The 22427-nt window shown below is 49.6% G+C and carries 21 protein-coding genes and 1 other annotated feature; all 21 genes read left to right on the top strand.

Going from position 1 to position 22427, the window contains the following annotated elements:
* Nucleotides 1–97: 97 nt before the first annotated feature.
* Nucleotides 98–1402, top strand: coding sequence for a cell division protein FtsA (gene ftsA, locus KNP94_RS06355; protein ID WP_214765220.1), 1305 nt, complete (start codon nt 98–100; stop codon nt 1400–1402).
* 43 nt (nt 1403–1445) lie between these two features.
* On the top strand, nt 1446–2606 hold the full coding sequence (gene ftsZ / locus KNP94_RS06350) for a cell division protein FtsZ (RefSeq protein ID WP_029330907.1): 1161 nt from the start codon (nt 1446–1448) through the stop codon (nt 2604–2606).
* A gap of 80 nt (nt 2607–2686) precedes the next feature.
* On the top strand, nt 2687–3460 hold the full coding sequence (pgeF, locus tag KNP94_RS06345) for a peptidoglycan editing factor PgeF (protein ID WP_088837428.1): 774 nt from the start codon (nt 2687–2689) through the stop codon (nt 3458–3460).
* Nucleotides 3450–4121, top strand: a complete 672-nt coding sequence (locus KNP94_RS06340; RefSeq protein ID WP_088837427.1) for a YggS family pyridoxal phosphate-dependent enzyme — start codon at nt 3450–3452, stop codon at nt 4119–4121. The genes pgeF and KNP94_RS06340 overlap by 11 nt, the downstream gene beginning before the upstream one ends.
* Before the next feature lie 30 nt (nt 4122–4151).
* Nucleotides 4152–4646, top strand: a complete 495-nt coding sequence (locus KNP94_RS06335) for a cell division protein SepF (RefSeq protein ID WP_029330904.1) — start codon at nt 4152–4154, stop codon at nt 4644–4646.
* A gap of 2 nt (nt 4647–4648) precedes the next feature.
* Nucleotides 4649–4921, top strand: a complete 273-nt coding sequence (locus KNP94_RS06330) for a YggT family protein (protein ID WP_088837426.1) — start codon at nt 4649–4651, stop codon at nt 4919–4921.
* The gene (locus tag KNP94_RS06325; protein WP_029330902.1) at nt 4921–5694 is read left to right on the top strand and encodes a YlmH family RNA-binding protein; all 774 of its coding nucleotides are present in this window, start codon (nt 4921–4923) and stop codon (nt 5692–5694) included. The genes KNP94_RS06330 and KNP94_RS06325 overlap by 1 nt, the downstream gene beginning before the upstream one ends.
* A 23-nt stretch (nt 5695–5717) precedes the next feature.
* Nucleotides 5718–6239 (top strand): DivIVA domain-containing protein, encoded by a 522-nt coding sequence (locus KNP94_RS06320; protein ID WP_088837425.1) that lies wholly within the window; start codon nt 5718–5720, stop codon nt 6237–6239.
* Nucleotides 6240–6466 (top strand) — a binding site (T-box leader). It abuts the gene before it with no gap.
* 58 nt (nt 6467–6524) lie between these two features.
* On the top strand, nt 6525–9260 hold the full coding sequence (ileS, locus tag KNP94_RS06315; protein ID WP_088837424.1) for an isoleucine--tRNA ligase: 2736 nt from the start codon (nt 6525–6527) through the stop codon (nt 9258–9260).
* Between the two features lie 72 nt (nt 9261–9332).
* Nucleotides 9333–9806: a signal peptidase II gene (gene lspA / locus KNP94_RS06310; protein WP_088837423.1), complete on the top strand. Its 474-nt coding sequence runs from the start codon at nt 9333–9335 to the stop codon at nt 9804–9806.
* On the top strand, nt 9806–10729 hold the full coding sequence (locus KNP94_RS06305; protein WP_088837422.1) for an RluA family pseudouridine synthase: 924 nt from the start codon (nt 9806–9808) through the stop codon (nt 10727–10729). The genes lspA and KNP94_RS06305 overlap by 1 nt, the downstream gene beginning before the upstream one ends.
* Nucleotides 10730–10966: 237 nt before the next feature.
* Nucleotides 10967–11497: a bifunctional pyr operon transcriptional regulator/uracil phosphoribosyltransferase PyrR gene (pyrR, locus tag KNP94_RS06300; RefSeq protein WP_029330897.1), complete on the top strand. Its 531-nt coding sequence runs from the start codon at nt 10967–10969 to the stop codon at nt 11495–11497.
* 52 nt (nt 11498–11549) lie between these two features.
* Nucleotides 11550–12866 carry a uracil-xanthine permease family protein gene (locus KNP94_RS06295; RefSeq protein ID WP_214801892.1) on the top strand — a complete coding sequence of 439 codons (1317 nt, stop codon included), beginning with the start codon at nt 11550–11552 and terminating at the stop codon, nt 12864–12866.
* 122 nt (nt 12867–12988) lie between these two features.
* Nucleotides 12989–13903, top strand: a complete 915-nt coding sequence (locus KNP94_RS06290; RefSeq protein WP_214765211.1) for an aspartate carbamoyltransferase catalytic subunit — start codon at nt 12989–12991, stop codon at nt 13901–13903.
* Nucleotide 13904: 1 nt separating this feature from the next.
* Complete coding sequence (locus KNP94_RS06285; protein WP_215115438.1) at nt 13905–15176, top strand: dihydroorotase; 1272 nt, start codon at nt 13905–13907, stop codon at nt 15174–15176.
* The gene (locus KNP94_RS06280) at nt 15169–16257 is read left to right on the top strand and encodes a carbamoyl phosphate synthase small subunit (RefSeq protein WP_215115437.1); all 1089 of its coding nucleotides are present in this window, start codon (nt 15169–15171) and stop codon (nt 16255–16257) included. The genes KNP94_RS06285 and KNP94_RS06280 overlap by 8 nt, the downstream gene beginning before the upstream one ends.
* Nucleotides 16250–19462 carry a carbamoyl-phosphate synthase large subunit gene (carB, locus tag KNP94_RS06275; protein ID WP_215115436.1) on the top strand — a complete coding sequence of 1071 codons (3213 nt, stop codon included), beginning with the start codon at nt 16250–16252 and terminating at the stop codon, nt 19460–19462. The genes KNP94_RS06280 and carB overlap by 8 nt, the downstream gene beginning before the upstream one ends.
* Nucleotides 19459–20190, top strand: a complete 732-nt coding sequence (locus tag KNP94_RS06270; protein WP_215115435.1) for a dihydroorotate dehydrogenase electron transfer subunit — start codon at nt 19459–19461, stop codon at nt 20188–20190. Before carB ends, KNP94_RS06270 begins: the two co-directional genes overlap by 4 nt.
* On the top strand, nt 20187–21116 hold the full coding sequence (locus KNP94_RS06265; RefSeq protein ID WP_088837415.1) for a dihydroorotate dehydrogenase: 930 nt from the start codon (nt 20187–20189) through the stop codon (nt 21114–21116). The genes KNP94_RS06270 and KNP94_RS06265 overlap by 4 nt, the downstream gene beginning before the upstream one ends.
* A complete protein-coding gene (pyrF, locus tag KNP94_RS06260; protein ID WP_215115434.1) occupies nt 21091–21789 on the top strand; it encodes an orotidine-5'-phosphate decarboxylase in 699 nt (232 codons plus the stop codon). The genes KNP94_RS06265 and pyrF overlap by 26 nt, the downstream gene beginning before the upstream one ends.
* Nucleotides 21786–22418, top strand: a complete 633-nt coding sequence (gene pyrE, locus KNP94_RS06255; protein ID WP_215115433.1) for an orotate phosphoribosyltransferase — start codon at nt 21786–21788, stop codon at nt 22416–22418. Before pyrF ends, pyrE begins: the two co-directional genes overlap by 4 nt.
* Nucleotides 22419–22427 lie beyond the last annotated feature (9 nt).

The raw sequence follows: 22427 nt of genomic DNA, 5'->3' as shown, positions 1-22427 counted from the left end.
TATAGTGTAGACTTAAACGAGAAGAAGTTTATCTTGTTTCCTGAATATATATAGGGACAATCAGTATGAGTATTATGAAAGTGGAGGTGTCACTCCCATGGAAACGAAAGGTACGATTGCCGCACTAGACATTGGAACATCGGAAGTGAAACTCATCGTCGGTGAACTACTCGGTGGGACACTGAACGTGTTAGCGGAGGGTTCTGCACCATCTGCCGGTGTCAAACGTGGCGTCATCGTCGATATCGACCAAACAGTCAATGCCATTAAACAAGCGGTCGCTGAAGTGGAACGGACACTCGGTGAACCGATTGGTGAAGTATATGTAGCAATTTCTGGAGAACACATTCAAGTCAAGGATTGTCAAGGGATGACTTCAATTAAAGGCGAAGACAATGAAATTACGGATGACGACGTCAAAGACGTCTTACACTCCGCAATGGTCATGCGCATTCCGAACGAATTAAGTGTTGTCGATGTACTACCGAAAACGTTTACGGTCGACCAACAAACAGAAATCACGGATCCACGTGGTATGATCGGTTATCGTCTAGAAGTGACAGGGAAGTTGATCATTGGAGCGAAGACGATCCTACATAGCATTAAACGTTCAATCGAACGGGCTGGTCTAGAGCTTGCAGGATACGTACTTGAAAGCTTAGCTGTTTCAAGAATCGCGGCATCAATCGATGAACTGGAGCTTGGCGTCGGCATCATCGATATTGGACATGAGACGACAACATTGTCGATTTATGAAAAAAACGATCTCGTTTACTCGACGACGTTACCTTATGGTGGCGATCATCTGACACGTGACTTAACGTATAAGATGAATTGTAAGTACCAAGATGCAAAACTTGCGAAGGAAGAATACGGAGTGGCGCTTGAATCGTTAGGGGATCCTGAAGAAAAGGTATCCTACGTAACGATTAATGGGGAGCATCGTTTTGAGCCGCAACCTGAGATCGGTTTCGTTTTAGAGGCACGCCTCGAAGAAATCTTCGAGATGATTCAAAAACGGATGACGCAGGCTGGCCATCCACAAATGAATAGTGGCATCATTCTCTGCGGTGGAAGTTCTTCGCTTCCTGGAATCGATCAGCTAGGGAAACGGATTTTCAACCAGAACGTCAACGTCTACCAACCGGCCAGCTTAGGCATTCGTAATCCGAAGTACGCTGTGGCAGCCGGCATGTTACGCTATGTACTCTCAAGAAGTACGGTTTCGAAATCAGGATTTGATCGTGCGGACGAGAAGGAAGTCGTGGCGCAAAATCGTGAACAAGAACAATTGCTTACGAACCCGACACCGTCTCCAGTACGCGAAGAACGAACGCAACAGGAACAACCTCCAAAAGAGCGTAAATCATTCAGTAGTTTCTTTGAAAAGTTTTTTGGTTAATGACTAAAATACAATGAGTATAAAAAATTAGGGGGCCCCTTTTATGTTGCATTTTGATGAAATGATGGACCAAGTAGCTAAAATTAAGGTCATCGGCGTAGGTGGCGGTGGTTCAAACGCCGTCAACCGAATGATTGAACATGGTGTACAAGGCGTAGAATTCATCGCCGTCAATACAGATGCACAAGCACTCAACATGTCGCAGGCAGATGTGAAGCTCCAACTCGGTGCAAAGCTGACACGCGGTTTAGGTGCAGGTGCGAATCCAGAAATCGGTAAGAAAGCGGCAGAAGAAAGCCGTGAACAGTTGACAGAGATTTTGTCAGGTGCTGATATGGTCTTCGTTACTGCAGGTATGGGTGGCGGGACAGGAACTGGTGCTGCGCCAGTCATCGCTGAAATTTCAAAAGAAATCGGCGCATTGACTGTCGGTGTCGTAACGAAACCGTTCATGTTTGAAGGACGCAAACGGATGCAACACGCTGTATCGGGTGTGCAAAACTTTAAAGAAAAAGTCGATACGTTAATCGTCATTCCGAATGATAAATTACTTGAAATCGTTGATCGTAACACGCCGATGCTCGAAGCATTCAAAGAAGCGGATAATGTGCTTCGTCAAGGGGTTCAAGGAATCACAGACTTAATCGCTGTCCCTGGTTTAATCAACTTAGACTTTGCAGACGTTAAGACAATCATGACTGAAAAAGGATCTGCCTTGATGGGCGTTGGTGTTGCGACAGGCGAACACCGTGCAACGGAAGCTGCGAAGAAAGCCATTTCAAGTCCATTGCTTGAAACATCGATTGAAGGTGCAAAAGGTGTCTTAATGAACATCACAGGTAGTGCGAACCTCAGTCTATATGAAGTAACGGAAGCTGCTCAAATCGTTCAAAGTGCAGCAGATGAAGAAGTAAACTTGATTTTCGGTTCTGTTATCAACGATAACTTAGAAGATGAAATCATCGTTACCGTCATCGCAACAGAATTCGAAAACGAGCCACTCGATTTCGAGATTCCATCTGCTCAAGAAATGATGAAAAACTTACTCAAGAAAAAGCAGGCGACTCCAACTCCTGCTGCGACTGAGGAGCCGAAACCACAAGTCGAAGAGACACCTGTCAGCTCGAATCCAGAACCAGCAAAAGGGTCAGATGTTGAAGAAACGATGGACATTCCATCATTCCTTCGTCGGAACAATCGTTAATCGATTTTTTCCAAGACACGACTGCTAGACAAAGAGGTGTCGCGTAAGCGGCACCTCTTTTTTGAAAGGGATGTGAAATGATGTTTGGTCAATGGATAAAGTGGGATACACCGACCGGTACAGTGCGTGCGGCATTCACTACAAAATTTTCAGCGCCGCATGGTATTGGCAATCTTGGATTGCATGTCAATGACGATCGCGATGGTGTCATTCAAAACCGGCAAGTCATCGCCCGTCAACTTGATTTATCGCTCGAAAATTCAGTTTGGGCAGAACAGGTTCACGGGAACCATGTCGAACAAGTGACGACGCTAGATTCTGGACGAGGCGCACTGGATTATGGAACAACGATCGAGGGTACAGATGGATTGGTGACGACGGATGCAAATGTATTACTCGCCATGTTATTCGCGGATTGTGTACCGCTCGTGTTTTGTGATCCGACGACAGGAATTATTGCGAATACGCATGCCGGATGGCGTGGAACAGTCGCGAATATCGTTGAAGCGACTGTCGCCCGAATGGAAGCGGCGGGGGCAGACCGTTCCTCGATTCAAATGGTCATCGGACCCTCGATTCGTGAATGTTGTTATGAGGTCGACCAACCCGTCCTTGAAGCGATTGACGGGCTTGGTCTTGAAGATACGCCCTACACAATAAAAGAAAACGGAAAAGCGATGCTTTCGCTTCAGCAGACGAATGCTGCATTAGCAGAGCGAAGTGGATTAGGTGACATCATTGATGCAGGAATTTGTACGCACTGCCAAGCAGATGACTATTTCTCTTACCGTCATGGGGACCACCAAGGTCGTTTCGCGAGCTTGATCGTAAAGGAGTCATTACATGTCGATTAATGAAAATGTTCAACTTGTCCAACAAAAGATGCAACAAGCGAGTGAAAAGAGTTTTCAAAAAAAGCAGGTACAACTGATTGGCGTGACGAAATCAGTTTCAAGTCAAGTTGCCTCTGAGCTGTTAGAAGCAGGTATAACGGCGCTAGGTGAAAATCGTCCGGAGGGTTTGTCAGAAAAACAAGCAGCACTTGGGCGTGAAGCCTGTGAGTGGCACTTCATCGGGACACTGCAGTCGCGAAAAGTACGTCAAATCATCGATCAAATCGATGTGCTTCACTCACTCGATCGTTTGCATTTAGCGGAAGAAATCAATAAACGTGCAAAACGTCCTATCGATTGTTTTGTTCAAGTCAATGTCTCGGGTGAAGCTTCGAAACAAGGTATTTCCGCAGAAGACATCCATTCCTTTCTACATGAAATCGGTCAATATCCAAAAGTTCGTGTGATTGGACTCATGACGATGGCACCATTGACAGAAAATCAAGAGGAAGTGCGGTCCGTTTTCCGCGCTTTACGCGTCTTACGAGACGAAGTAGCAGCACGAAACCTGTCTTACGCTCCCTGTACGGAATTATCGATGGGGATGTCGTCTGATTATGAAATTGCGATTGAAGAAGGGGCGACACACGTCAGAATCGGAACGGTCCTCGTCCAATCATAAAACGTAGAAGAAGTTGAAAGGAGAATCGAAATGGGATTCAAATCGAAAATGCAACATCTGTTTCTTGGGAACACAGACGATTTAGACGAACTTGAATATGAAAATGATGCTACAATAAATAAAGGTAGAGGTACTGCAGAGCAAGAGTATGAAGAGTACTACGAGGAATCTACCCCGAGTGTTACTCAAAAGGAGGACCCTGTGCGTCAATCGAATATCGTTCCGATTCATACGAAAAAAGCAAAATCACAAGTCATTTTAAGTGAGCCGCGTGTCTTCAATGAAGCACAAGAAATTGGGGAGCATCTCCGTCAAAATCGTGCGGTCATCGTTAATATGCAACGCATGTCAAAAGATCAATCACGGCAAATGATTAATTTTCTTTCAGGCGTCGTCTTTGCACTCGATGGTACGATTACGACAATCAGTCAAAACACGCTCCTCTGTGTGCCGAACAACGTCGAGCTCGCGGGTAGTATTTCAAATCTACTTGGAGAAGATGATATCAATCATAAGGGGTGGTAAACATGGATTCACAAGTTATGTACGCGATTGGGCGTACATTGAGCACGTTACTTCAATATTATAGCTATGTCATGATTGCTTATATTTTACTTTCATGGTTCCCAAACGCACGAGAGTCAAGATTCGGACAAGTATTAGCGATGTTAGTCGAACCGTTCCTCGCGCCTTTCCGACGGATCATCCCGCCCATCGGAGGTATGCTTGACATCTCACCAATCGTTGCCTTTTTAGTGTTGAACTTAGCACAGTCAGGCATTCGAGCAATCTTCTTCTAATGAGCGTCTATGATCACTATCGCGGACATGAGCGGGAGTTCGTCGATCTTGTCTTAAACTGGATCGATCATGTCGAAGCGACCTATACGTTTAAACTGACAGATTTTCTTGACCCACGCGAACAGCAAATCACACGCGAACTCGTCGGAACGAAATGTGCCCTCTTTTTTGAGGGCGGTTTCGAAGGGGCAGAGCGACAGCGGGCACTAATTGCGCCTGATTACTACGAACTTGATGCGAGCGACTTTGATATTGCCATCTATCGTATTCATTATCCTACAAAATTCGTTGAACTATCGCATCGACAAGTAACAGGTACGCTCTTAAACGTCGGTCTGAAACGCGGCAAGTTCGGTGACGTCGTCATTCAAGATCAAGTCGTTCAGTTCGCAGTCGCAGAAGACGTTGCTTCTTATATCGAAGTCAACGTCGAGCGGGCAGGGAAAACGAAAATTCGTTTATCTCGCGTCGAACTAGAAGACCAATTGAAGATCAAAGAACAGGAATGGCAAGAAGAACTTGGATTCGTCAGTTCGCTCCGCTTTGATACTGTCGTCAGCGAAGTGCTTGGTTTTTCGAGACAAAAAGCACAGAGTTTGATTAAACAAGGGGAAAGTAAAGTGAATTATAAAATCGTCGAAGATCCAAGCTTCATGCTTGAAGAAGGCGATTTGCTTTCGCTCCGTGGAACAGGCCGCGTCAAATTGACGGCTATTTTAGGGTCGACGAAACGCGACCGGATTAAATTACAGTACGGATTATTAAAAGGTTAAAAAATGCTGAGGAGGATTTCATCATGCCATTGACGCCACTTGATATTCATAATAAGGAATTTACACGTAAGTTTCGCGGCTATGACGAGGATGAGGTCAACGAATTTCTTGATCAAGTCATCAAGGATTTTGAAATGTTGTTGCGGGAAAACCGTCAACAGCAAGAAGTGATTCAAAACATGCAATCGCGTGTCGATTACTTCAGTTCGATGGAAGAGACGTTAAACAAGTCAATCATCGTTGCCCAAGAAGCAGGAGAAGAAGTCAAGGCCAATGCGACGAAAGAAGCAAGCTTGATTTTAAAACAAGCCGAGCGTGAAGCGGAACAACTGCAAGATTCCGCACAGCGTCGAGCGCAACGGACAGACTTTGAAGTCGAACAGATGCGTAAGAAAATCGAATTGTACCGTAATCGTTTTAAAGTCTTGATCGATGCGCAGATGGAGTTATTGGCAAGCCATGATTGGGACGCGTTTGATAGTTCGACCCGTGGTGCGCTTGACGAGATTCCGGCAGTTGCGTATAATGACGACGATGTCATATAACTTAAATCAATGACAAGGACACGTCTTAATCAGACTGCTGCAAGCGAATCGGGGACTGGTGTGAGCCCGAACAGTAAGTGAGAATGGATATCCCCTTCGAGTGTGAGACTGAACCATTAAGTAAGTCGCACCGATTCGCCCCCGTTATCGGGCTCTTAAGTGGTAGTTCGTACGGTTGAACTACTAGTAGGGTGGTACCGCGAGTTCAAGCCAAGCTCGTCCCTATACCAGGGATGTGTTTGGCTTTTTTTGTATGTTAAATTAAAAGAAGTGAGGGAATGCCAGATGGAGTACAAAGATACATTACTGATGATGAAAACTGAATTTCTAATGCGAGGTAACTTGCCGAAACGTGAGCCGGACATGCAGGCACGTTGGAACGAGATGAACTTATATCAAGCAGTTCAAGAAAAAAATGCTGGGAAACCAACCTTCATCCTTCATGATGGACCACCATACGCAAACGGTGATATCCACATGGGGCACGGATTAAACAAAGTCTTAAAAGATATCGTCGTCCGTTACAAATCGATGAATGGTTTCCGTTCACCGTACGTACCGGGTTGGGATACACACGGTTTACCGATTGAAACAGCGCTCCAAAAATCAGGTGTCGATCGGAAGACGATGTCGGTCGCTGAGTTCCGTGAGTTGTGTGCGAAATATGCGCTCGAACAAGTCGATCATCAGCGTGAACAGTTTAAGCGTTTAGGTGTTCTCGGTGATTATGATAATCCATACATCACGCTCCAACCGGAATTTGAAGCGGCGCAAATTCGCCTCTTCGGTGACATGGCGAACAAAGGCTATATCTATAAAGGAAAAAAACCAGTCTACTGGTCACCTTCTTCTGAGTCGGCACTGGCAGAAGCCGAAATCGAATACCATGATAAACGTTCTGCTGCCATCTATGTTGCGTTCCCTGTCTTAGAAGGAAATAACATCTTAGAGCCAACCGATCACTTCGTCATCTGGACGACGACGCCGTGGACGATTCCTGCAAACCTCGGAATCTCTGTCAGTGCGGAACTCACGTATGCCCGGATCGAGTACGAAGGAAAAGGTTATATCGTCGCAGAGGCGCTTGTTCCTGAAGTCATCGAGGCACTCGGATGGGAAGACGCGACAGTCGGTCGTGTCTTCAATGGAGCAGATTTCGAATACATGAAAGCCAAACACCCGCTCTATGACCGTGAATCACTCGTCATGCTCGGTGATCATGTTACGGCGGAAGCAACCGGCGTCGTGCATACGGCACCTGGACACGGGGAAGATGACTATCGCATCGGACAAGCATACGGACTCGATGTCCTCTGCCCGGTCGATGATAAAGGGGTCATGACGGCGGAAGCACCAGGATTCGAAGGCATGTTCTATGAAGATGCGAATAAAGAAGTCGGTCTTGCGTTAGAAAAAGCGGGCGCATTGTTGAAACTATCGTTCATCAAACACTCGTATCCGCACGACTGGCGGACGAAAAAACCGGTCATCTTCCGGGCAACACCACAATGGTTCGCGTCGATTAAAGACTTCCGTGCGGAAATCCTTGACGAAATCAAAGATGTGCAGTGGGTACCGGCATGGGGAGAAACACGTCTTCACAACATGTTTAAAGATCGTGGCGACTGGGTCATCTCGCGTCAACGTGCATGGGGCGTGCCCCTTCCAATCTTCTATGCAGAAGACGGAACAGAAATTGTTACACCGGAAACAATCGACCATATCGCGAACTTGTTCGCAGAGCACGGTTCGAACGTTTGGTATGAACGCGAAGCAATCGACTTATTGCCGGAAGGCTTTACGCACCCGGCAAGTCCGAATGGTCAGTTCAAAAAAGAAACAGACATCATGGATGTCTGGTTCGATTCCGGCTCGTCACATGCCGGTGTGCTGGCGACGCGTCCAGAACTAGAGCGTCCGGCTGATCTTTACCTCGAAGGTTCAGACCAATACCGTGGCTGGTTCAACTCGTCGCTTTCGACAGCTGTTGCGACAACGGGAAAAGCACCGTATAAAGCAGTCGTCAGTCATGGTTTCGTATTAGACGGTCAAGGACGGAAGATGTCGAAGTCAATCGGGAATACGATTGCCCCAATCCAAATCATGCAACAATTCGGTGCTGAGATTCTTCGTCTGTGGGTTGCGTCAGTCGATTATCAGTCAGATGTCCGGGCATCGATGGACAACTTTAAACAAGTTTCAGAATCATACCGTAAAATCCGGAACACGGTCCGTTTCCTGCTCGGGAACTTGGATCAATTCGATCACACGGCACATCGTGTTGCGTTTGAAGATTTACCGGAAGCAGACCGTTTCATGCGGACGAAGCTCGATCAATTAGTCGGTAAAGTCAAAAAAGCCTATGATGCGTATGATTTCATGGCAGTTTACCAACTGTTGCATAACTTCTGTGTCCTTGACCTGTCTTCGTTCTACCTCGACTACACGAAAGACATCTTGTATATCGAACAAGCAGATGCACCGGCGCGTCGTGCCGTTCAAACGGTCATGTATGATACCGTCGTGACATTGTTACAATTGATGGCACCTGTCTTACCGCATACGGCAGACGAAGCATGGGAATTCGTTCCTGGTGTCGAGACGGCAAGTATCTTCTTGACGGATTTACCGGAAGCAGTCGACGTATCGGAAGAAGGACTTGCACTGATCGCGAAATGGAACGCGTTCCTCGTCTTCCGCGATGATGTCTTGAAGGCGCTTGAAGAAGCACGGGCAGAGAAGCTCGTCGGGAAAACGCTCGAAGCCAAACTCGAGCTCGCACCGAACGAAGCGACGAAGAACTTGCTTGCGACAATCGACCATCTTGAACAACTGCTTCAAGTCTCACACATCGATTTTGTCGACTCGGCAGAACGTAACTATGAGACGACAGCAATCACTGTTTTGAAAGCGGACGGCGAGAAATGTGAACGTTGCTGGACATATTCGACTGAACTTGGTCAAGATCCGGCTCATCCGACACTTTGTCCTCGTTGTACTGCGGTCGTCAATTCTTTATAATGAATAAGGGGAGGGGCGGCTACTGCGACTTCGTAGCTACCCCTCATTATTTTTGATGTGGGGGAAAACAGGATGTGGCTTTACTTAGTGATTGCTGCTTTACTCGTAGGAGTGGATCAATTGACGAAATGGATCGTCGTTCAGCAGATGACGATTGGTCAAGCGATTGAAGTCATTCCAAATTTCTTTTATCTCAATTCATACCGCAACCGTGGAGCGGCATGGGGAATGCTTGAAGGAAAATTCGGCTTCTTCTTCATCGTGACGGTTCTCGTCGTTGTTGGTCTGATTTATTTTCTGTACAAAGAAGGAACAAAAAACAAAGTATTTGCTTGGAGTGTCGCTTTACTACTGAGTGGAGCGATCGGAAATTTTATTGACCGGATGGCGCGTGGGGAAGTCGTTGATTTCTTACACTTTTATCCGTTCGGCTATAATTTTCCGATCTTTAATGTCGCAGACGTCTGCTTGACATTTGGAGTGATTTTGATGCTGATTAGCGTCATGTTCGAAGAGCGTTTGACGAAGAAGGGAACGATTGATTAATGAATGAACAACAAGTATGGACGGTCGAAGCAAAAGGCGCGACAGGGCGAATCGATAAATGGTTGGCTGAACAACAAGAGTGGTCGCGTTCGCAAGTGCAAGACTGGTTAAAGGCGGGGCACGTCGAAGTAGACGGACGCATCGTGAAACCGAACTATAAGATGACGGGAACGGAAAGCATCACCGTGCATATCCCGGAAGCCGTCGAACTCGAAATCTTACCGGAAGACATTCCGCTAGATGTCGTTTACGAAGACAGCGATGTCATCGTCATCAATAAACCAAAAGGCATGGTCGTCCACCCGGCAGCAGGACATGTGTCAGGAACACTCGTTAATGCGTTGCTTCATCACTGTCAAGACCTCTCAGGCATCAATGGGGTCAAACGACCAGGAATCGTTCACCGGATCGATAAAGATACATCGGGTCTCTTGATGGTCGCTAAAAATGATTTAGCCCATGAATCGCTTGCGCAACAATTAAAAGATAAGACGACGGAACGTCTTTATATCGCGCTTGTCCATGGCGAGATTCCCCATGAACTCGGAACGATTGAAGCACCGGTCGGCCGTGATAAAAATGACCGTCAACGGATGACGGTCACGGACAAAAACTCAAAAGCAGCGGTCACGCATTTCCGTGTCCTCGATCGGTATGAAGGCTTTACGGTCGTTGAGTGTAAACTCGAAACAGGACGGACTCACCAAATTCGTGTCCACATGCGCTATATCGGATTCCCGCTCGCAGGTGACCCGAAATATGGACCGCGGAAGACGATGAAGATGAATGGTCAAGCACTCCACGCAGCGGTTCTCGGATTTGAACATCCACGGACCGGCGAATGGTTGACGTTCGAAGCACCACTCCCGGAAGAGATGACGTTTGAGATCAGTCAGTTGAAAAAACTTGAATTAGAGTCTTGACGTTTTTCTAATAAAACGGTAGAGTAACACCTAGAGAGCGATGCGAGACATCAGCCTCACCAAATCGGTCGTCCGCGTGACGATCCTACAAAATTAGAACACCTTTAATCGAGTCCGGAGAGGCTACGAAAGGGAGACACCGTAACGCGTGTAAACACATGGCTTTGCTATGTACACATCTGTCTTCAACAACCTCCTGCCGATTAAGCAGGAGGTTTTTTTATGAAAGGAGAAGCCATGAAACCAGCCATCATTTTAGATGAAGCGGCAATCAGTCGTGCCTTAACACGAATCGCCCATGAAATCATCGAGCGCAACAAAGGGATTGAAGAATTGATGATCGTCGGTATCAAGACGCGGGGCGAAACACTTGCGAGACGCCTTGCCCGGCGGATTGAAGAGATTGAAGGAAAAGCCGTGTTACTTGGTGTCGTCGACATCTCGATGTACCGCGATGATCTCTCGAAGAAAAGCCTCGAGCCGGAAATCAAAGGGTCCGAGATGCCGGAAGACGTCACAGGAAAAATCGTTGTGCTCGTCGATGATGTCCTGTACACGGGACGGACGGTCCGCGCGGCAATGGACGCACTCGTCGATCATGGTCGACCAAGCATGATTCAGTTAGCTGTCCTTGTTGACCGAGGTCACCGGGAACTCCCGATTCGACCAGATTTCATCGGCAAGAACGTTCCGACGTCACGCGAAGAACAAGTCGTCGTCGCCTTATCAGAAGTCGACGATGCTGATCAAGTATTCATTAAACGTTAAATCAAAAATACCTTTAACGTGGTCCAGAGAGACCAGAAAGGGAGATGCTCTCATGTCAAAACATAAAGCAATTCTTGAAGTCCGTGAATTACCGAAACATCCTCTTCAATGGCTGATGCTCAGCCTCCAACATGTCTTCGCGATGTTTGGTGCGACCGTGCTCGTTCCGTTACTTACGGGATTAAACACATCTGTCGCACTCGTCGCGAGCGGAGTCGGCACGTTGATTTTCCTCGCCGTCACCCGTTTCAAAGTCCCCACATACCTTGGTTCTAGTTTTGCCTACATCGTCCCGATCATCGCCGTCAGCGAACGCTGGGGTGTCGAAGATGCACTTGTCGGCGGGATGGTCGCTGGACTTGTCTACGGACTTGTCTCCTTAATCATCATGTACACAGGTGTCTCCTGGTTGATGAAACTGCTTCCGCCGGTCGTCATCGGTCCAGTCATCATGGTCATCGGTCTATCGCTTGCCCCAACGGCTGTCAGCATGGCAATGAACGGAGCGGATGGCACATATAACGGCTTGTTCTTCTTCGTCGCCTTGACGACGCTCGCTGTTACGCTCCTCGCGATGACGTACTTTAAAGGCATGTGGAGTACGGTGCCGATTTTGTTCGGTATTCTCGCCGGATACCTCGTCGCAGCAATTAGCGGGATCGTTGATTTCGCACCACTGCGCGAAGCAACATTCTTCCATCTACCTGACTTTACGATTCCGTTCCTCGACTATTCACCGACCTTGAACTGGGCAGCACTCGCCTTGATCGTCCCGGTCACACTCGTCACGTTGACGGAACATATCGGTGAACAAAAGGTCACTTCCCGCATCATTGGGCGCGAGACGCTCCTTGATCCGGGAATGCACCGGACAGTGCTTGGAGACGGGATTGCCAAGGCAGTCGCTTCGATGCTCGGTGGACCACCTGTCACGACATACGGCGAAAATAACGGTGTCATGGCGATTACGCGTGTCTACAGCGTGTTTGTCCTTGGTGGCGCAGCATTACTTGCAATCAGCTTCGGATTCCTTGGATACGTCGAAGGCTTCATTAAAACGATTCCGACACCCGTCATGGGCGGCATCAGCATCCTCTTGTTCGGGGTCATCGCCTCGAACGGTCTCCGGACGATCGTCGAAAGTAAGGTCGATTTAGCAGATAAACGAAACTTGACGATCACGGCGGTCATCTTGGTCATCGGCATCGGCGGTGCAGCTTTGAAAGTGGGGAACTTCTCGTTAGAAGGAATGGCGCTCGCCACCATCCTCGGAGTTGTCTTGAACTTGATTTTACCGAAGGCGGCACAGGAAGAAGTCGACATCGAAGAAACACCTTTACAACCGAAACGAGCAGCTAACGACTTTTAAGACGTTCCCGAGAGGACGATAAAGTGGAGGCCCTTGTAGATCGCAGATGTTCATCTGCTTTCTTCAGCGCACCTTCACATCAGAAGGTGCGCTTTTTTGCGGCCGAAAAAGGAGTGAACGAGATGAAAACCCAACCAGTGAGTCCCGATTTCGTCAGTCTCGACCAGCTCTCGATTCTAGAAATCGAGCAGTTGATTGAGCGGGCGCTTGAATTGAAACATGGACAACCGTCAAATACCTTTGCGAATAAAACGATCGCCAACCTGTTCTTTGAAAATTCGACACGGACACGCTGTTCATTCGAGATGGCGGAACATCGCTTAGGAATGCATGTCCTGCCGTTTGAGACGACGACATCGTCCGTCCAAAAAGGAGAAACGTTACTTGATACATGTAAAACACTTGAAGCACTCGGGGTCGAAGCACTTGTCATCCGCCATCACGAGACAGGTTATTACCACGCGCTGATTGAACAGTTGACGATTCCGGTCATCAACGCGGGCGATGGGAGTGGTCAACATCCGTCCCAGTCTTTACTCGATTTAATGACGATGTTCGCTGAATTCGGTCATATTCACGGCAAAACGGTTGTCATCTGTGGGGACCTGCGACACAGCCGGGTCGCCCGGTCGAACGCGGACGTGTTGCAGCGGCTCGGGGCGACCGTCATCGGTTCCGGTCCACCGGAATGGTTTGACGAGACGATGGGGATTGCCTATGTCCCGATTGACGAGGCACTCGAGCAAAGTGACATCATCATGTTACTCCGGGTTCAACAGGAACGGCACAATCAGGCGATGGAGCTCGAAGAAACGTATCACGAACAATATGGTTTGACACTCGACCGGATGCGGCGGATTCGACCGGAAGCAATCATCTTACACCCGGCACCCGTCAATCGCGGGATCGAGATTGCGGACGAACTGGTCGAACATACCCAGTCACGAATCTTCGAGCAGATGAAAAATGGTGTGTTCGCCCGAATGGCGATTTTAGAACGTGCGTTTCATCCTAACTCAACTGAAGGAGAGATTTAATATGACACTACGTATCGATCACGCAACATGGTATCAAAACGGACAATTGCAACAATCAAGCATTCGCATCGAGGATGGCTTGATTACGGATCTCGATGCTGCGCCGCGGGCGGACGAGCAAGTCATCGATGCAAGTAACCGCTTGTTAGCACCAGGCTTCGTCGATATTCATGTCCATCTCCGCGAACCGGGTGGCGAACATAAAGAAACGATTGCAACAGGTACGGCCGCAGCCGCAGCAGGCGGATTCACGACAATCTGTCCGATGCCGAATACGCGTCCTGTTCCGGATGACCGCGAGACGTTAGACGCCTTGTTCAAGAAAATCGAAGAAACGGCGTCTGTCCGGGTTTTGCCTTATGCGGCGATTTCAAAAAATCAGCTAGGACAGGAACTCGTCGCGTTTGAAGAATTAACGGATGCCTTTGCGTTTACAGATGACGGCGTCGGCGTTCAAAGTGCCGCCGTCATGCGGGAAGCGATGCGCCGCGCCGCGAAACTCGGGAAGGCGGTCGTCGCCCATTGTGAGGACGATACGTTGAAAGCCGGCTGTGTCCATGAAGGTGCGTATAGTGAACGGGAAGGACTGCAGGGGATTCCATCACTCGCGGAAAGTATCCACATCGCGCGCGACGTCTTAATCGCAGAAGCGACCGGCTGCCATTATCATGTCTGTCATGTCTCGACAAAAGAATCAGTCCGGGTCATTCGTGACGCCAAACGGGCAGGAATCCGTGTCACGGCAGAAGTGACACCGCACCATCTCGTCCTGACGGAAGATGACATCGAGGGGCAGGATCCGAACTTTAAAATGAATCCGCCCCTTCGGAGTAAGGCAGACCGGGCGGCACTGCTCGAAGGGTTACGCGATGGCACGATTGATTGTATCGCAACGGATCATGCGCCGCACGCAGCCGATGAAAAAGCGCTCGGCATCGAGCGGGCACCATTTGGAATTACGGGCTTCGAGACAGCCTTTCCACTACTTTATACGAAACTTGTTCAAACGAACCAGATGACGCTAAGCGACTTAGTCGATGCCTTGGCACGCAAGCCGGCCGCCTTGTTCGACTTACCGTATGGTCGCTTGGAAGTCGGGGCACCGGCAGATTTCGTGTTGCTTGATTTAGAGACCGTCCGACCGGTTGAACCAGAACGCTTTTATTCAAAAGGAAAAAATACACCGTTCGCGGGGCAGTTACTGACAGGATACCCGGTCATGACACTCGTCGGTGGAAAAATCGTATTCAAGGGGGAAACGGCACATGTCTAAACGGACACTCATTTTAGAAGATGGTATGACGTTCGAAGGGACAGCATTTGGCGCAACACGCGTCACGATGGGGGAGGTCGTCTTCCAGACAGGGATGACGGGATACCAGGAAATGTTATCTGATCCATCCTATTGTGACCAGATGATCGTCTTGACGAATCCCTTGATCGGGAACTATGGCATCAACCGGGAAGATTACGAAACGACGCGACCACTTGCGAAAGCACTCATCGTCCGTGAAGTCTGCCATACTCCGTCGAACTTCCGCTCCCAATCGTCGTTAGCAGAGGCCTTAGAAGAATTCGATATTCCGGGCTTAACCGGCGTCGATACACGTCAACTGACGCGCCACTTACGATCAAAAGGCGTCATGCGCGGATTGCTCGTCGATGGTGAATTTAATCTCGCCGACCAATTAGACCGTTTGCACAACATGCCGCTCGCAACGGATCAGGTGCAACGTGCTTCGACGGAACGGGCGTACATCATCCCGGGTGCCGGTCCGCGGATTGTCCTCGTCGACTTTGGTGCAAAGCTCGGCATCGTCCGTGAACTCGTCCGCCGCGGTTGCGAAGTTGTCGTCGTACCGTACAATGTTACGGCGAAGGACGTCTTGCGTTATAAACCGGACGGCATGATGTTATCGAACGGTCCCGGGAATCCGAAAGACGTTCCAACAGCGATTCCATTGATTCAAGAGTTGGCAGGGAAAATCGTCATCTTCGGCATTTGTCTCGGTCATCAATTGATTGCGCTTGCGCACGGCGCCGATACGTTCAAGTTACCGTTCGGTCATCGCGGTGCCAATCACCCGGTTCAAGATCTTCAAACCGGTCACGTCAGCATCACCTCACAAAATCATGGCTACGCCGTCGACGAACAGTCATTGAAGGGATTCGAGTTAATCGTCACACACGTCGCGATCAATGATGGGACGGTCGAAGGTGTCAGACACCGGACGGAACCTGTCTTCTCTGTTCAATATCATCCGGAAGCATCACCTGGTCCAATGGATGCCAATGATTTATTCGATCAATTTTTAACAGAAATCACGAACCAACAGGAGGTCACTCATGCCTAAACGTCAAGATATCCAGAAGATTCTCGTTATCGGATCAGGTCCAATCGTCATCGGACAAGCAGCAGAGTTTGATTATGCCGGAACCCAAGCGTGCCAAGCACTCAAGGAAGAAGGCTACGAAGTCATCCTCGTGAACTCGAACCCCGCAACGATCATGACAGACCCGACTGTCGCGGACCGGGTTTACATCGAACCGCTCCAAGCGGAGTTCGTGTCCCGGATCATCCGCAAGGAACGTCCGGATGCCTTGCTTGCGACACTCGGTGGGCAGACTGGATTGAATCTAGCGGTCGAACTCGACCGACTCGGCGTTTTGGCTGAATATGGTGTCGAACTGCTCGGAACGAAACTGTCCGCGATTGAAGAGGCAGAAGATCGTGATTTGTTCAGAAAATTGATGTTCAGACTGGGACACGGTGTCCCGGAGAGTGAAATCGTTCATACAGTAGAAGAAGCGGAACAATTTTGCGCGAAAATCGGTCTGCCGATCATCATTCGACCGGCTTACACACTCGGTGGTACAGGCGGCGGGATTGCCGAAACGATGGACGAGTTCGTCCGAATCGTCGAGGGCGGTATCAAAGCGAGTCCGGCGAACCAAGTATTGCTCGAGAAATCAATTGCCGGGATGAAAGAAGTTGAGTTCGAAGTCATGCGTGACGCGACGAACCAAGCGATCATCGTCTGTGCGATGGAAAACTTTGACCCGGTCGGCGTCCATACGGGCGACTCGATTGTCTTTGCTCCAACCCAGACACTGTCCGACCGCGATTATCAAATGATGCGAAATGTTTCACTCGACATCATCCGTGCCCTTGGCATCGAAGGCGGATGTAACATCCAGTTTGCACTTAATCCGCATAGTTTCGACTACTATGTCATCGAAGTGAACCCGCGCGTTTCACGCTCGTCGGCCTTGGCGTCGAAGGCGACAGGCTACCCGATTGCAAAACTTGCGGCAAAAATTGCTGTCGGTTATGCCTTATCGGAACTGAAGAACCCGATCACGGAAACGAGTTTTGCCTCGTTTGAACCGGCACTCGACTATGTCGTCGCGAAGATTCCGCGCTGGCCGTTTGATAAGTTTGAATCGGCAGACCGGACGCTCGGGACGCAAATGAAGGCGACAGGTGAAGTTATGGCGATGGGACGGACGATGGAAGAAGCCTTGCTGAAGGCAGTCCGCTCGCTCGAAATCGGGATGTCGGATCTCCGGATGGACCGTTTCCTCGACATGGATGAAGTGACACTCAACCAGTACATCGTCAAAGCAACGGATGAACGGCTATTCGCCCTTTACGCGGGAATGGAGCGGGGTTATTCGGTCGAACAAATTCACGAATGGACCAGCATCGACCGGCTGTTTTTAGAGAAGTTACACCATATCTTCCGGATTGAACAGGAGTTGGCACGCGAAGAGCTGACACGCGAGCGTTTATTACACGCAAAACGTTACGGCTTCAGCGATGCGATGATTGGCCGGATCACGAAGAAAAGTGAGACCGTGATTCGTCATACGCGAAATCAAGAACAGATTCATCCCGTCTACAAGATGGTCGATACGTGTGCAGCAGAGTTCGCTTCCGATACACCGTATTACTACGGAACGTATGAAGTCGAAAATGAAGCGGCACCGACGACACGCCCGTCGATTCTCGTACTGGGTTCCGGGCCGATCCGAATTGGACAAGGTGTCGAATTCGACTATGCGACGGTCCACTCGATTCAAGCGATTCGCGAAGCGGGTTATGAAGCGATCATCGTCAACAACAACCCGGAAACGGTCTCGACGGACTTCTCGATTTCGGACCGGCTCTACTTTGAACCACTGACGACGGAAGATGTTCTCGAAGTCATCCGAAATGAACAACCGATCGGCGTCATCGTCCAGTTCGGCGGGCAAACTGCCATCAACTTAGCTGAGTCGCTCGCTGACGAAGGGGTCAAGATTCTCGGAACGGCGTTAGAAGATCTTGATATGGCAGAAGACCGGAAACAATTCGAAGCCGCTTTGACAAAACTTGAGATTCCACAACCGCCCGGAAAAACAGCGGTCACGGTCGAAGAAGCGACGGCAGCGGCAGCGGGTCTCGGCTATCCTGTCCTCGTCCGTCCGTCTTATGTCCTCGGTGGACGTGCAATGGAAATCGTCTACGGGCAACAAGAGCTCGAACATTATATGAAACATGCCGTCATCGCCTCGCCGGAACGACCGGTCCTCGTCGACCGTTACTTGACGGGAATGGAGCTTGAAGTGGATGCGATTTGCGACGGTGAAGATGTCGTCATCCCGGGTATCATGGAGCACATCGAACGTGCGGGAGTACACTCCGGGGACTCGATCGGGGTGTATCCCCCGCAACGTGTCGCGCAAGCAATCAAAGATCAAATCGTTGATTACACGACGCGTATCGCAAAAGCATTCCGCATCAAAGGATTGCTCAACATCCAGTTCGTCTTCGCTGACGGGGAACTCTATGTGCTTGAAGTCAACCCGCGGGCGAGTCGGACTGTACCGTTCATCTCAAAAGTAACGGGATTACCGGTCGCACGTCTCGCGACGAACGTCATCTTAGGTGAGACACTCGCGTCTTACGGACTGACAAGCGGTCTCCTGCCGGAAGAGAAGCTCGTGTCCGTCAAAGTACCGGTCTTCTCATTCGCGAAACTGAAGGAAGTGGATCCGTCACTCGGACCGGAAATGAAGTCGACCGGTGAAGTCATCGGAACGGATCGGACGCTCGAGAAAGCACTGTATAAAGGGTTACTCGCTTCCGGAATGGCGATTCCTGAACATGGTCGTATCTTGATGACGGTCGCTGATCAAGATAAACAAGAAATGCTGGGTCTCGCCAAGCGGTTTGCAACACTCGGATTCACATTGCTCGCAACAGCCGGAACAGCAAGCTTCTTGACAGGACATGAGTTAGCCGTCCAGGTTGTCGGAAAAATTGGTTCCGATCAAGGGTCAATGCTCGATTTAATCGAAAAAGCAGAAGTCGAGTATGTCATCAACACGATGAGTCGCGACTCCCAAGTGACGAAAGATGGTTTCATCATTCGCCGGGCAGCCGCAGAAAACAATGTCGTCTGTCTGACATCGCTCGATACGGCAGAAGCGTTACTCCGAGTCATTGAGAGTCTCTCATTCGAAGCGAGTTCGATTCAAGCATTCACGCACATGAAAAAGGCGGTGACGCGATGATTGAACTACTAACGGTCGTCTCAACGAAAAAGGTCGCAGTTAATGCGACAGAATTGATTTGTCGGATGCCGGAGGTAAAAAAGATTGAGCCGGGTCGCTTCATGCACCTGCGTGTCGGCCCGTTATTACGGCGTCCGATTTCAATCGCAAACGTCGAAGGCGATCTAATCACTTTTTTATTCAAAGAGATTGGTCAAGGAACAAAAGAACTCGCTTCCTTACGGCCTGGGGATTTCGTCGATGCCCTCGGACCACTCGGGAACGGTTTCCCGGTGAACTTGATTGAGCCGACGAGTTGCGTTGTCCTCGTTGGTGGGGGAATCGGTGTTCCGCCGCTGTATTATACGATGCGTAAACTCGTCGAACGTGGGGTGACGTGTGAAGCGATTCTAGGGTTTGATACGGCAGACAGTGTGTTTTACGAAGAGGCGTTTAAAAAGCTCGGGCCGACGACGATTACGACGGTCGACGGGACGGCGGGTGTTCAAGGATTTGTGACGGCGGCACTGACACCAGAGCGGTTCGATACGTTACTCGCGTGTGGGCCGGAACCAATGTTACGCTCCTTGCAGACGGTCCCGATTCAAGATCGTTTCCTGTCGATTGAAAACCGGATGGGTTGCGGGATTGGTGCTTGTTTCGCCTGTGTCTGTAAGACACCGGACGGAAACTACGTGAAGACATGCTCCGATGGTCCTGTCTTTCGGGCGGAAGAGGTGATTTTATGAATCGATTAGCGGTCACGTTACCGGGATTGAATTTGAAGAATCCAATTATGCCAGCATCCGGTTGCTTCGGCTTCGGGGAAGAGTTTGCCAAGTTCTACGATTTATCTGTCCTTGGCGGAATCATGATTAAGGCGGCGACAGGCGAGGAACGGTACGGAAACCCAACCCCACGCGTCGCGGAGAGCGGAATGGGGATGTTGAACGCAATCGGGTTGCAAAATCCAGGCGTCGAGGGCATCATCGAAACGAAGTTACCGTTCTTAAGTCAGTTCGATACGGAAATCATCGCGAATGTCGCCGGATCGACACCGGAAGAATACGAAACGGTCACCCGGTTAATCAGTCAAAATCCGGTCGTCAAAGCAATCGAGTTGAATATTTCTTGTCCGAACGTCAAATCCGGCGGACTGCAGTTCGGAACAGACCCACGCATGGCAGCAGAATTGACGCGACGTGTCAAAGCAGTGTCGGATAAACCCGTCTACGTCAAACTGTCACCGAACGTCACGTCAATCGTCGAGATGGCACAGGCCGTCGAACAGGCAGGAGCGGACGGGCTGACGATGATCAACACGCTAGTCGGGATGCGAATTGATGTCCGGACCGGTCAACCGATTCTTGCAAATCGGATTGGCGGTCTATCTGGCCCCGCCATCAAACCCGTTGCAATCCGGATGATTCATGATGTCGCACAAGTCGTCGAGATTCCGATCATCGGGATGGGCGGCGTCATGGAGGTCGATGATGTGCTGGAAATGATTTATGCCGGTGCATCGGCTGTAGCGGTCGGGACGGCGAACTTCGTCAATCCGTTCATTTGCCAAGAGTTGATTGCGGCACTCCCGAAACGGATGGACGAACTCGGGATCGAACATATTTTAGACATTAGGGGGAACGCTTATGGATCAGCTTTACATCGCGCTTGATTTTCCGTCAGGATTACACGTCACTCGATTTTTAGAAAAATTCGGTCCAGTCCGACCTGCCGTCAAAGTCGGCATGGAGCTCTATTACGCCGAAGGGCCGGCGTTCGTCCGACAATTGGTCGAACGGGGACATGCCGTCTTTTTAGACTTGAAGGTCCATGATATCCCGGAAACGGCGCGACGAACACTTCGCGTCATCGGTCAGCTCGGCGTTGAGTTGACGAACGTTCATGCTGCGGGAGGACTCGAAATGATGCGTGCGGCACGGGAAGGATTAGACGAAACAGCTGCCAGCACCCGGTTGATTGCCGTGACACAATTGACGTCGACGGATCAGGCGATGGTCGAACAATTACTGATTCATGAGGAATTGGATACCGTCGTCGTCGCATATGCACAACTAGCCGAACAAGCTGGTTTAGACGGAGTTGTCTGTTCAGCACTCGATGTTGAAAAAATCAAGCCGGGTTGCCGCGATGGATTTCAACTCGTCACACCGGGGATTCGTCCGGCAGGGACAGCGGTGCATGATCAAAAACGAATCGCAACGGTTGGTTTTGCCCGCGATGCGGGAGCGACGGATCTTGTCATCGGACGCGCCATCACGCAGGCGGATGACCCGGCAGCGATGTACGAAGACTTACTGGCACAATGGAAGGGGATCCGACAATGAATCAATTAGCGACTGCATTACTCGAAATCGAAGCCGTCACACTTTCACCAAGTCAACCGTACACATGGGCGAGCGGACTCCGTTCCCCGATCTACTGTGATAATCGTCTGACATTGTCGAGTCCGGATATCCGTTCGATGATTGCCGATTTATTGGCGCAGCAGGTCAAATCGTTACAAGTCGACGTCATCGCAGGGACGGCGACAGCGGGTATTCCACACGCCGCGCTCGTCGCGGACCGACTCAACTTACCGATGGTCTATGTCCGCGGTAGTGCCAAACAACATGGAAAAGGGAATCAAATCGAAGGGCGCATTAAACCGGGCCAACGTGTCGTTGTCATCGAAGATTTGTTATCGACAGGTAAATCATCGATTGAAGCGGCTGAAGCTTTGCAACAGGCAGGGGCGGAAGTCGTGCAGATTCAAGCCATCTTCTCCTATGGCATGAGTCGTTTGCAAGCTAATTTAACGGCAGCGAATCTGAAGGCGACATCGCTACTGAATTTTTCGGAGTTACTCGAAACGGCAGTTGCGACAAGTGCGATCTCGAGAGACGAACAGACACAACTGCTCGCGTGGTCAATTGATCCAGTTGCTTGGAGTGACCGTTTCACAGCGACGATTTGATTGAGTGAA

The sequence above is a fragment of the Exiguobacterium sp. s80 genome, from assembly GCF_018618725.1.
GTDB classification, from domain to species: Bacteria; Bacillota; Bacilli; order Exiguobacteriales; family Exiguobacteriaceae; genus Exiguobacterium_A; species Exiguobacterium_A oxidotolerans.
Note: the sequence above shows the minus strand (reverse complement) of the source record. Positions and strands in the feature narration are given on the sequence as shown.

What these genes read in the sequence shown, in the direction of transcription:
- ftsA (WP_214765220.1), top strand. Translation starts at nt 98, where the DNA reads ATGGAAACGAAAGGTACGATTGCCGCACTAGACATTGGAACATCGGAA.
- ftsZ (WP_029330907.1), top strand. Translation starts at nt 1,446, where the DNA reads ATGTTGCATTTTGATGAAATGATGGACCAAGTAGCTAAAATTAAGGTC.
- pgeF (WP_088837428.1), top strand. Translation starts at nt 2,687, where the DNA reads ATGTTTGGTCAATGGATAAAGTGGGATACACCGACCGGTACAGTGCGT.
- KNP94_RS06340 (WP_088837427.1), top strand. Translation starts at nt 3,450, where the DNA reads ATGTCGATTAATGAAAATGTTCAACTTGTCCAACAAAAGATGCAACAA.
- KNP94_RS06335 (WP_029330904.1), top strand. Translation starts at nt 4,152, where the DNA reads ATGGGATTCAAATCGAAAATGCAACATCTGTTTCTTGGGAACACAGAC.
- KNP94_RS06330 (WP_088837426.1), top strand. Translation starts at nt 4,649, where the DNA reads ATGGATTCACAAGTTATGTACGCGATTGGGCGTACATTGAGCACGTTA.
- KNP94_RS06325 (WP_029330902.1), top strand. Translation starts at nt 4,921, where the DNA reads ATGAGCGTCTATGATCACTATCGCGGACATGAGCGGGAGTTCGTCGAT.
- KNP94_RS06320 (WP_088837425.1), top strand. Translation starts at nt 5,718, where the DNA reads ATGCCATTGACGCCACTTGATATTCATAATAAGGAATTTACACGTAAG.
- ileS (WP_088837424.1), top strand. Translation starts at nt 6,525, where the DNA reads ATGGAGTACAAAGATACATTACTGATGATGAAAACTGAATTTCTAATG.
- lspA (WP_088837423.1), top strand. Translation starts at nt 9,333, where the DNA reads ATGTGGCTTTACTTAGTGATTGCTGCTTTACTCGTAGGAGTGGATCAA.
- KNP94_RS06305 (WP_088837422.1), top strand. Translation starts at nt 9,806, where the DNA reads ATGAATGAACAACAAGTATGGACGGTCGAAGCAAAAGGCGCGACAGGG.
- pyrR (WP_029330897.1), top strand. Translation starts at nt 10,967, where the DNA reads ATGAAACCAGCCATCATTTTAGATGAAGCGGCAATCAGTCGTGCCTTA.
- KNP94_RS06295 (WP_214801892.1), top strand. Translation starts at nt 11,550, where the DNA reads ATGTCAAAACATAAAGCAATTCTTGAAGTCCGTGAATTACCGAAACAT.
- KNP94_RS06290 (WP_214765211.1), top strand. Translation starts at nt 12,989, where the DNA reads ATGAAAACCCAACCAGTGAGTCCCGATTTCGTCAGTCTCGACCAGCTC.
- KNP94_RS06285 (WP_215115438.1), top strand. Translation starts at nt 13,905, where the DNA reads ATGACACTACGTATCGATCACGCAACATGGTATCAAAACGGACAATTG.
- KNP94_RS06280 (WP_215115437.1), top strand. Translation starts at nt 15,169, where the DNA reads ATGTCTAAACGGACACTCATTTTAGAAGATGGTATGACGTTCGAAGGG.
- carB (WP_215115436.1), top strand. Translation starts at nt 16,250, where the DNA reads ATGCCTAAACGTCAAGATATCCAGAAGATTCTCGTTATCGGATCAGGT.
- KNP94_RS06270 (WP_215115435.1), top strand. Translation starts at nt 19,459, where the DNA reads ATGATTGAACTACTAACGGTCGTCTCAACGAAAAAGGTCGCAGTTAAT.
- KNP94_RS06265 (WP_088837415.1), top strand. Translation starts at nt 20,187, where the DNA reads ATGAATCGATTAGCGGTCACGTTACCGGGATTGAATTTGAAGAATCCA.
- pyrF (WP_215115434.1), top strand. Translation starts at nt 21,091, where the DNA reads ATGGATCAGCTTTACATCGCGCTTGATTTTCCGTCAGGATTACACGTC.
- pyrE (WP_215115433.1), top strand. Translation starts at nt 21,786, where the DNA reads ATGAATCAATTAGCGACTGCATTACTCGAAATCGAAGCCGTCACACTT.